This window comes from Kitasatospora kazusensis, from assembly GCF_039529945.1.
Classification (GTDB): domain Bacteria; phylum Actinomycetota; class Actinomycetes; order Streptomycetales; family Streptomycetaceae; genus Kitasatospora; species Kitasatospora kazusensis.
On the sequence record NZ_BAAANT010000103.1, the window covers coordinates 1 to 4,000 of the forward strand.

The following is a 4,000-nucleotide window of genomic DNA, read 5'->3' on the forward strand; positions in this document are numbered from 1 at the left end:
CAACGCCTCGAAGAACCTCGCCTTCAAGCCCTCAAAATCCACGATCCCCGCAACTCCCTGAATCCAGGGTGTTGCGGGGATCGCTAGAACCTGCCGAACCGGCGGGGCCGCTGCCGTGCTGCTCGCTGCTGAGGGCGGGTCAGCTCTTGTTGGCGTTCATCAGGGCCTTGAGCTCCTCGTAGCCGAGACCGCTCTGGTTGAGCAGCTTGATCTTGTCCTCGGGCATGCCGCTCCCGGCGGCGAGCTCCTTGAGCTGGGCGTCGGTCAGCGGCGCGGCCTTGCCGGTGCCGCCGGGCAGGCCGGGGGTGCCCTGGCCGAGACCGGACGCGATGTTGATGTTCTTGGTGAGCATGCCCATCATGCCGGTGATGTCCGACAGGCCGAACTCGGTGGCGCCGGTCGGCGCCACCAGCGGGGCGACGTCCTGCCCGAAGGTGACCTTGACCGGCAGGTGGACGTCCGGGCCGGCCTTCTCCTCCAGCTGGGCGAGGTCGAAGGAGACCCCGGAGAGCCCGCCGCCCTTGAGGTAGAGGTCGACGCTGATCTTGCGGTCCGGGACGGAACCCGGGACCGCCGTCGGCAGCTTGGCGCCGCCCGGGATGCTCTTGGCGAGCGGCTTGACCGCGTCCAGGATGCCCTGGGCCACGTCGCACGTCGCACCTGTGCGACGGACACACAGGCAACCACACCTCACACAGGGGTGCGCGCGAATATCGCCCCCCTGCCAGAAGTGAGCACAAAGTATCCCCACGGTCCGACAACCCCGGGCGGCGGTCCGGCATCCGAGCCGACCACCATCACCGGGGCTGCCGCACCGGGTCGCTCCCAGGGGCGCTTGCCCGGCGGCCCCGCCGGCGAAACCGCTTACCGGCCGCCGCCGTCCCGCAGGCCGTCCCGCGGCTCATCCTGCAGGTCGTCCCGCAGGCTGTGCCGCAGGCCGGCGGTCAGCCAGTCGAAGGCCGGGGCCAGGCTGGGCATGACCGGCCAGCCGTTGATCACCGCGATCAGCTGCCAGTACCGCTCGTAGCGCGGGTCGTTGCCCTGCTCCATCCGCTCCAGCAGCCAGGCCCGGAACTCCGGGCCGTCCGTACGGTGGAAGAACTCCGCGAACGAACCGGCGAGTTCGTCGAGCACCGGCGCGGCGGCCGGCGCGGCGGGCTCGATGCCCGCCGTCCGGGCCGCGTCCGTCCGCTGCCGGACCAGGTCCACCAGCCGCCGGTCGCCCTCGGTGCCGGTCTGCACGCCGGACGCGCGCTCCTTCGCCTGGTAGGCGGCCGCCTTCCGGATACCCGCGCGGAAGTCCCCGTCCTGCACGAGTTCGGCCAACTCGACCCAGGCGTCGGCCTGTTCGGGGGTCGGGTCGTCCGGCAGGGCGGGCATCGCGCCGCGCATCTTGGCGATGAACTCGGGCCCGACGTCCAGCCCTTCGAAGGCCTCGTCGATGAAGTCACTGATCAGGCGGCGTCGTTCCTGGTCAGAGAGCTTGGCGAGCTTGTGCATGAGTTCCAACTCCTCAGGTGTGGACCCGCGTCTGGCAACCGCTCGCAGGACGGCCCGGCGCAGCCGCAGTGTGCGGATCTGCACGTCCAGGGCCTCGGCGTGCACGGCCGCGACCTCGGCGACGGTCACCTCGCGCTCCAGCACCCGCTGGATGGTGGCGAGGTCGACGCCGAGGTCGCGCAGCGTACGGACGAGGTCGAGGCGGGCCAGCGCCTCGCGGCCGTAGAGCCGGTAGCCGGCGGGTGTGCGGTCGGTCGGCGGCACCACTCCCGCGTCGGACCAGAACCGGATCGTCTTGACCGTGAGACCGGTCAGCCGGGCCAGTTCGCCGATGGTGCGGAGGGTGTCGTCTTCCATGTCCGCCACTGTGGAGCCTCCCCTCACTGGAGACTCAAGAGCCTACGAGAACCGGACGGCGGCAGGGCGGCGGGGAGGGGCGCGACCGGGGCACGAGGAAGGTGCCCGCCCGGTCGCGCGGCCCCGCGCCGCCGGGGTGCCCGCGGGGGACCGCGCGGCGCCCCGGCGGAGGCCGGCTAGACCGCGCTGCCGGCCTTCCAGTCGGCCCAGGCCATGTTCCAGCCGTTCAGGCCGTTGGCCGGATCGACCGTCCGGTCACCGGAGTTGATGACCTCGACGACGTCGCCCGTCATCGAACTCGCGTAGAACTTCGCCGCGTTGGTGCCCGGGTCACCCGCGCCCTTGACGTCCCGCAGGGCGATGCAGCCGTGGCTGGCATTGGTGCTGCCGAAGGCCGAGGCGGGCGACCAGTAGTTGCCGTGGATGAAGGTGCCGGAGGTGGTCAGGCGCTGGGCGTGCGGCACGTCGGGGATGTTGTACTCGTCGCCGAGGCCGACCGTGGTGGAGTCCATCTTGGTCTGCGGGTGCTGCTCGGAGATGACCAGCTTGCCCGCCCAGGTCTTGTGCTCGGGGGCGCCGCCGATGACGGGGTAGGTCGCGGTGACCTGGCCGTCGGTGGTGACGGTCAGGGTGTCGGCGGACAGGTCGGCCACGCTGGTCTGACTGCGGCCGACGGTGAAGTTCACGTCCTTGGACTGGGTGCCGTAGACGCCGGTGGCGCCCTCGACGTCCTTCAGCCGCAGCTTGAGCGTCACCTTGGTGCCCTTGGCCCAGTACTGCTCCGGGCGGAAGTCGAGCCGGGTGCTGGAGAACCAGTGCCCGACGATCTCGACGCCCGGCTCGGCGACCACCGTGATCGCCTGCTGCACGGCCTTGCGGTCGGTGACCGGCTTGTTGAAGTTGATCGAGACCGGCATCCCGACCCCGACGGTGCTGCCGTCCTCCGGGGTGAAGTAGCCGACGAAGGTGTTGGCGGGCGAGGCCGTCGAGAAGGCGGCGTTGGCGTCCGCCTCCAGCTTGGAGCCGTCGGTGGCCACCGCCGTGACGGTGTACTTGGTGCCGCTGCTGAGCGGGTCGGTCGAGGCCCAGCTCGCCCCGTCGGCGGACAGCTGGCCGGCTATCGCCTTGCCGGTGGAGTCGGCGACCTGAACGGAGGTCAGCCTGCCGTCCACCACGGTGACCTTGACCGGCGCGCCGAACGCGGCGTCGGTGACGCCGTCCGCCGGCGAGACGGTGATCTTGGCGACGGAGGTCTTCGGGGTACTCCCACCGCCACCGCCACCCCCGCCACCACTGCCCTTCTCCGAGGAGGAGCCGCTGCACGCGGCCATCAGCAGCACCGGGGCTCCGAGCAGGCCCGCGAGTACACCGCGGCGGCTCCAGTTGCCTCCGGCAGGACGGTTCTGGTTCTCCGGTGCCGTCACTTCGCGTTCTCCCTGCTCTCCACCTGCGGGCGTTACGGATAGGACAACGCAGTCCAGGACGAAGCGGTTCCATCACTAACCGGTTGAGATCGTATGAGAGTACTAGTATTCCCGCCAGAAATGGACAAACCGCCCGATCCGATGGTTCTCGGACCGGGCGGCTGTGTGGCGCGTCACCAGGAAGTCACACGGACTCCGTCACTCGACGGTGTACTCGTCATAACCCTCTTCGGTCGCCTCGAACTCGGTCTGGGCGGACTCCCAGGTGGCCGAGGTCAGCTCGACCCCGGGGACGTCGGCGAGCAGCGCGACCGGGTCGATGAAGTGGGCGAGCGAGCCGGACGGGTCCACCTCGATGGCCTCGACGGACTGGGCGCGCTCCTCGTCGTCGAGGTACTCGTCCTCCTTGACCTGCGCGAGCGCGGCGGTCTTGAGGGCCTGCTCATCGGTGATCTCGGCGATGAGCTCGATGGTGAGGCGTACGTAACGGGGGACGTCCTGCTCGGGCAGGTCAATGCTGGTCATGGGTGCGAGCGTAGGCGAGCAGGGTCCCGGTTGCCGAACCGGCGGCCGTGCGGCCCCGGAAAACGGTGCGGGCCGGCCGTCGGGCGCCTCGTGAACGAGGTGCCCGACGGCCGGCCCTACCGCTCCGCACCGGCTCCCCCACCCGGGAGCCGCGGAGTCCCGCGCCGTGCGGCGCGGGGGGGGCCGCGGGGGCC

At 70.8% G+C, this 4,000-nt stretch carries 4 protein-coding genes; all 4 read right to left on the reverse strand.

The genetic code is table 11. From position 1 onward, the window contains the following. Window positions 1-139: 139 nt before the first annotated feature. A complete protein-coding gene (locus tag ABD330_RS32000) occupies window positions 140-646 on the reverse strand; it encodes a hypothetical protein (protein WP_344469824.1) in 507 nt (168 codons plus the stop codon). 218 nt (window positions 647-864) lie between these two features. Next, window positions 865-1,857 carry a helix-turn-helix domain-containing protein gene (locus ABD330_RS32005; RefSeq protein WP_344469825.1) on the reverse strand — a complete coding sequence of 331 codons (993 nt, stop codon included), beginning with the start codon at window positions 1,855-1,857 and terminating at the stop codon, window positions 865-867. A 176-nt stretch (window positions 1,858-2,033) separates the two neighbouring features. Beyond that, a complete protein-coding gene (locus ABD330_RS32010) occupies window positions 2,034-3,281 on the reverse strand; it encodes a L,D-transpeptidase (RefSeq protein ID WP_344469826.1) in 1,248 nt (415 codons plus the stop codon). 198 nt (window positions 3,282-3,479) lie between these two features. Further along, window positions 3,480-3,806, reverse strand: a complete 327-nt coding sequence (locus tag ABD330_RS32015) for a hypothetical protein (protein WP_344469827.1) — start codon at window positions 3,804-3,806, stop codon at window positions 3,480-3,482. Window positions 3,807-4,000: the final 194 nt, after the last annotated feature.

Excerpts from the sequence above, each read along its gene's own strand:
- ABD330_RS32005 (WP_344469825.1), bottom strand. The coding sequence starts at position 1,857 with ATGGAAGACGACACCCTCCGCACCATCGGCGAACTGGCCCGGCTGACC.
- ABD330_RS32015 (WP_344469827.1), bottom strand. The coding sequence starts at position 3,806 with ATGACCAGCATTGACCTGCCCGAGCAGGACGTCCCCCGTTACGTACGC.